This window comes from Caloranaerobacter azorensis DSM 13643, from assembly GCF_900129995.1.
Classification (GTDB): Bacteria; Bacillota; Clostridia; order Tissierellales; family Thermohalobacteraceae; genus Caloranaerobacter; species Caloranaerobacter azorensis.
Genome location: NZ_FQXO01000109.1, coordinates 1 through 5,990 on the forward strand (window position 1 = coordinate 1; position 5,990 = coordinate 5,990).

Here is a 5,990-nt window from a genome sequence, read left to right on the forward strand (position 1 = left end):
ATAGTAGTTTTAATCTCTGTTATAAGAACAAATATAATAGCGATTCTAAGAAATATTAAGAAAGACAGAGATAATTAATAAAATATAGGAAGAGGTGTTATAAGCTGATTAATACTTCTAAGATTTTAGTATTTATTTTAATAATAGATTTACTTATTACATCCTGTACTAGTGAAAAAGATATAGATAAAGACATTTATGACTATGACGGACCATCTGTTTCATTTTCTGATGCAGCTAAAGTAGCTATAGATTTTTATGGAATTAAAGAAATCAAGAATATGGAAATAAAGCATATTAGTTCAGATAAGGTTAAGAAAAATGAGAATCCAGTATTCATAATAGTTTATGGAATAGATGACAAAGGGGACAATGTAATAGTTTACGTTAATTCAAATAATATAAAAAAACACTTTATTGAATACGTAAATCAATAGAAACATGGAACAGTTCTAGTGTAAAACAAAAGAACTATCCTCTTGTTTCCATGTGCCTATAGGAGATGATTATTAAGTGGTAACGGGGTAGTGTAAAAAAATTGTGCTTAAGTGAAAATAAAAACTCCTTTCTGGCAAGAATGAAAAATAAAACCAGAAAGGAGTTTTTCAATGAGTACATTAAAAAAAGAATTATTAAGAAAAATGATTAATGAGGGTAATCTAAGTACAGCACAAGATCTTCATTCATTTTTTAAAGACCTTTTTTTAAAGATGCACTTCAAGAAATGCTTGAAGCAGAATTAGAAGTAGAATTAGGTTATGCTAAAGGAGATAGAAAAAAATAAACAAACAGATAATCGAAGAAACGGATATACAGATAAGAAAGTAAAAACTCAATTTGAAGAAATGCAAATAGAAGTTCCAAGAGATAGGATTGATCAAATGTAGAACATTTCCTTTCTTAAATAGAAATATTTCAAGTTTAAACCTTAAAAACTTAAATAACAAACAATAGTACAAAAGTACCAGATAAACATTATTGACAAATAATAGAAATAATATTACAATAAAGTTAAATAAAACAATCAATCAAGAGAACGAAGTATGAACAGGAGAGATGAGTATGGAAATACTAACATTAGGAGAAAAGATAAGAAAGTTAAGAAAAGAGAAAAACATGTCATTAAGAGAACTAGGAGGAGACTATGTTTCAAAGGCACAGCTAAGTTATATTGAAAATGGTAAAGCAAGTCCAAGTATCGAATTATTAAAATATCTAGCTCAAAGATTAGATGTAGATTTAGAATATCTTTTAGAAACAGAAAAATATCAAGTAAAAAGATACTGCAGATTATGGTTAGAAGAAATGAAAGTACATGTAAATTTAAACAATATATCTGATGTAGAAAAAATATATAAAAAAATTGATAAGTATGCACAAAAGTATAATTTAGCAGAGATTTTAGGAGAAAATAATTTACTAATGGCTGAAGTATATATAAATAGAAAGTTATATGATGCTGCTTTGAGTAACATACAAAAAAGCCTTTATTACTACTCTAATATGAGCAATATAGAGAAAGTAATAGAAATAATAATCAAAGAAGGTAATATATATACGCTAAAAGGTTTATATGAAATAGCGTTAAATAAGTACAGACAGGCCTGTTCATTTTACAATCAGTTGCCTATCAAAAATTTAGAATTAGAAAGTAACATACTATACAATATCTCAACATGTTATCACATATTAAAGGATAAGAAAAATGCTAAAAAATATGCAGAAGAAGTTTGTAAAATAGACAAACAACTAAAAAATAAAAAAAGATACACCCAGAGTTTACTTAAATATGCATCAACACTTATTCTCAATAAAGAATATGTCGAAGCAGAGAATATTTTAAAAAGAGCAAACAGATTACTCCAAAAAGAAGCAGACAAAAAAACAGAAGCGTTTATAGAAAATAACTTTGGATGTATATATTTAGAGTCAGGTGAATACGAAAAAGCATATAAGCATTTAATAAAAGCAAAACAGATGAAAGAAGAAATGGATTTAGATGAATTACCAACAACACTATTTGAGCTATATAAATATTATTTAAAAATTGGACAAGAAGAAAAAGCTATTAAGCAGTTAGAAAATGCTATAGAGTTTAGTAAAAAGAGAGAACTTAAAAATTATATAGTCAAAGGATTAGATTATTACACTAAATACTTAATAGATAAAAAATTATATGAAGAAGCAATAGCGAAGATAAAAGAACAAATATTAATACTAGAAAAAATGGAAATGAAAGATATGCTCGTAACTGCATATTTAAAACTTGGTAACACTTACAGCTTATTAGGGAAAAAAGAAAAGGCATTAGAAGCATTTAAAAGAGCATATACGATAAAAGAAATAAATTGAGGAAATTGCATAATTGAATTTTTATGGATGATATTGCAATTAATTTAATCAAAATCGAATTTTAAATTTTAAATCTCATTTTTAATGAGCTATCGTTTTATGTTCTATTTTTTTAAGTTTTGAAAATTTAATTATGCAATTTCTTCGTTTATTATTATTTCTGATATGTGGGGGAGTTAGTTATATGAGGAGATTTGTTTTTATTATACTCGTATTATGCATTATTTTTGCCATTTGGGTAGCGATAAATCATTTTAATCCGAGTTTAGATATTACAGCCGAGTATTCAAATGGCAAAATCATAACACATGTAACAACAAAAGGTATTCAGAACATTACATCTACAGAGTTTCGATATAGAGTATATTTTCTTGATCAGTATATAAATGTTGAACCAAGGGTAAGAACCTATTCATTCTCAAATTATAAAAAAACTCATATCTATGAGATAAGGGAAAATTTATTTCAAGGTAAGAAAGATTATCTTGAAGTTGAAGTCGAAATTACTTATGATGATGGGAATCAAAAAATAACAAAAAAGACTGGTATTAAAGGCATTAAGGAAAAAATATATAATGATTTTGTAATTGTTCCTGAAATAAAAGAAGATAAAGTTTATTATCGTACAGACGGTCTAACAGCAATTATCGACAGAGAATCCTATGATGATGAAATTATATTCTATTCCGATCCAAATAGTGAGTATCCTAATATATCAGTAGGTTTTCACAAGGATTATGCGTTATATTCATTAAGTTCTTTTGAAGTCATATCAAAAAATGAGGCATTGAAAGAGAATTATGAGGGGTTTTCGGTGGTAGACTTTACAAGAGAGCCGGGTGTAGATGAGTCTTATATTGTAATTGAGTATGGTATGATTGAGTATATTGGGATGGTCTGTATCCATATGATCTAGAAGGGAATAAGGTATTTTATGAAGGTAAGCAGGGGGATGCGTGTATTAATCTTGTTGTAAATAATAAGATTACTGAAGTTTCAAAGGCTAGTCATGAAAAATATGAACAAATGTTAAGCAAGATGCCAAATATCGCATTTATAATCACAAAAAAATAACATAGCTAAAATGATAAAAAATGGCAGGCTTTTATGATTTTATGAATTTATCGAATGGGGATGATTTTAGTATATTCAGAGAGAGCAATTATGAAGATTAAGCTGTTTATAGTTATTATATCTTTATTTATAGTTTGAATAGTATATTAAAAGTAAGAAAATTATAATAGATTAAAAGAAAGAAGAGTTAAAGGGGAGTATAATAAGAATGAATAAAAAAGAATTTATGTTAGTAAGTATAGTAATTATTATTATTTTTTTATCTTTTATAGGATACAGATATATAAATATTAGTCATCAGCTTAAGAATCAGTTATATGCTGAAGTAAAATTGTTAATAGATGAGGCAAGAGATAGATATAGATACGTAAGTGAAGGTGGATATAATCCAGTAATTATTCAAGATGATTTAAGTAAGGAGTTAATAGTAGATCCTAATATTAATACAAAGGAAAAATTATTAAAATTTCTTCAAAAAACTTATACTGATAATGCCGCCCAAAAAATATGTGATGAACTTGGATATGAAGAAATTGATGGCAAGTTGTATAGAGCATTGTGTGACTGTATATTTATACATGATTGGGATAAAGCATCTATAAAGGATATAAAAGTTAATCCTTTAACCAAGAGTGCGACAGTAATATTTGCTTTACCTGGTCCATTTGCCGAATCTAATTCAAATGATAGTGTTAAAGATATAGTTAAATTTAAGCTTATAAAAAGTAAAGATAATACATATAAAATTGATAATATGATTGGTGGTTGGTAATTTACATATATATGTTATTTATATGCTATTGCAACCAATATTATTTATTATTCAAATTCCAATTTTGGGGTATCAAATTTGCTCTAAACTTTTGGCACTACGGTAATAAAGGATGGCGGTAAAAATATGAAAAAATTATATGTTTTTCTTTTATTTTTATGCTTTAGCATTCTAGTATTTATTGGCTGCAATAATTTAGATTCAAAAATATCTATAGAAGAATCTACTACTCAAAAAACCATAAGTAATAATAAAGTTAATGAAGAAATAGAAAAACTTAAAGAAGAGATTTCTAGATTAAATGAAGAGTTAAAAAGAAAAGAAGTAAGTATTAAGTGTCTAATGGAACAAAAAGATTACTATAAACAATCTATTGATTTTATGTTAGAAAAATTAAGTGAAGATGAATTGAAAGAAATCATGGAAAAAGACCAGTTAATAAAAGTCAAGAGCAAATTTAAAATTTTTTGAACCTTGAAAAAGAGTATAACAAACTAAGCCTATGAAAAACACGAACATAGACTTAAAATTTGTCTTGAATTTTCGTGTTTTATTAAGCAACTAAGGATAATTTTGATTGCTTATATAATTTGTTATGTTCTTCAGGAGTAATTACCCTAAAAGTTTTCTTATCTCTTAATACAGCAAAGATGTAATTTACTATTTTATGCATTAAGGCTACTAAAGCTACTTTTTTAGGCTTAGATTGGGCTTTTAAGCTGTAGTAGTTATATAAAACAGGATTTATATATTTGCTATTGCGATTCTTTCTTATGGAAGCTAGAGCTGCCATAAATAGTACTCTACGAAGGTATCCAGAACCACGTTTAGACATCTTTACTCTGTCTCCTTTAAATTTACCTGATTCTACTACAGCAGGATCTATACCACAAAATGCTACTAACTTTCTAGCATTTTTGAAATTATTAAAGTCACGTATTTCTGAAATAAATATAGCTGCTGATATAATTCCTATTCCAGGAATTGTTGTTAGTAGTTTTACTTCTTCCATATTTTCAGCGATAGCTTTTATCTCTTTTTCTATCATAGACTTTTGCTCCATAAGTGTTTTTAATATAGTTATTGCTGATTTAATTATAATTTCACTGGTTTTAGGGGCGCAGCCAATTTTTAAAGCTGTTATTGCTACATTTATTAAAGCATTGTATTTAGTTTTAGCCCATTTAAGACCTTTTTTAGATAAAGTAGCTAAAGTAGTTATTAAAATATCTTTATCAGCATTTAAAAGTTTTTCTGCTGATGGATAGTTTTCAAGTATATATAAAGATGCTTTAGATGTAATATTTGAAAATGCAGTATTGTATCTAGGAAAAACTTGATCTATTAAAGAAATTAAATTGTTTTTATACATTGTGCAATCATCAACTAATTTAATGTATTGACGGCAAAGGATATTCAGCTGATGAATTTCTTCTTTAGGAGGCTTAGTAGGTTTGATTTCTCCTAATTTGTAAAGGATTGCAATACGGTATGCATCCACTTTATCACAGAAATTTAGCACTTGAAAATTTTTTAGGGCGATAGTCCGTTGATTTATAAGAATTTCAGAATAAGCACTAAAAATTTGAGATTTTCCGATTTTTGCTGGAAACTACAGAGAAAAAATTTGTAAAATAAAAGCATCCTTTTTATAATAGTTTTACCACAAACACATTAAAAAAAGGATGCTGATAGGATGAACAAAAGTTACCTAAAACAATTATTCACCTATATTAATAAGGTATATGATATAGGAGAAAAAATCAATACTTTAAAAGATAAAAGAGTAAAA

General features: G+C 26.7%; 5 protein-coding genes and 1 pseudogene. 5 read left to right on the forward strand and 1 reads right to left on the reverse strand.

Features of this window, described 5'->3' with window-relative positions; translation table 11 throughout:
* Positions 1-608 precede the first annotated feature (608 nt).
* The 5 genes and pseudogenes from BUB51_RS13695 to BUB51_RS11870 all read left to right on the forward strand — a co-directional run.
* A pseudogene (locus BUB51_RS13695) lies at positions 609-872 on the forward strand (transposase); the annotation flags it as partial.
* Positions 873-1,062: 190 nt separating this feature from the next.
* Entirely contained in the window at positions 1,063-2,352 is a 1,290-nt protein-coding gene (locus BUB51_RS11855) for a helix-turn-helix domain-containing protein (RefSeq protein WP_073197983.1), read from the forward strand.
* 184 nt (positions 2,353-2,536) lie between these two features.
* Positions 2,537-3,268, forward strand: coding sequence for a hypothetical protein (locus BUB51_RS11860; protein WP_073197985.1), 732 nt, complete (start codon positions 2,537-2,539; stop codon positions 3,266-3,268).
* A 366-nt stretch (positions 3,269-3,634) separates the two neighbouring features.
* Positions 3,635-4,198 (forward strand): DL-endopeptidase inhibitor IseA family protein, encoded by a 564-nt coding sequence (locus BUB51_RS11865; RefSeq protein ID WP_073197986.1) that lies wholly within the window; start codon positions 3,635-3,637, stop codon positions 4,196-4,198.
* 126 nt (positions 4,199-4,324) lie between these two features.
* Positions 4,325-4,669, forward strand: a complete 345-nt coding sequence (locus BUB51_RS11870) for a hypothetical protein (protein ID WP_073197988.1) — start codon at positions 4,325-4,327, stop codon at positions 4,667-4,669.
* Positions 4,670-4,751: 82 nt separating this feature from the next.
* Here BUB51_RS11870 and BUB51_RS11875 read toward each other — a convergent pair whose 3' ends face one another.
* Positions 4,752-5,720, reverse strand: coding sequence for an IS110 family RNA-guided transposase (locus BUB51_RS11875; protein WP_083599622.1), 969 nt, complete (start codon positions 5,718-5,720; stop codon positions 4,752-4,754).
* Positions 5,721-5,990 lie beyond the last annotated feature (270 nt).

Bases quoted from the DNA above. Each gene is read 5' to 3' on its own strand.
- BUB51_RS11855 (WP_073197983.1), top strand. From the start codon at position 1,063: ATGGAAATACTAACATTAGGAGAAAAGATAAGAAAGTTAAGAAAAGAG.
- BUB51_RS11870 (WP_073197988.1), top strand. From the start codon at position 4,325: ATGAAAAAATTATATGTTTTTCTTTTATTTTTATGCTTTAGCATTCTA.
- BUB51_RS11860 (WP_073197985.1), top strand. From the start codon at position 2,537: ATGAGGAGATTTGTTTTTATTATACTCGTATTATGCATTATTTTTGCC.
- BUB51_RS11865 (WP_073197986.1), top strand. From the start codon at position 3,635: ATGAATAAAAAAGAATTTATGTTAGTAAGTATAGTAATTATTATTATT.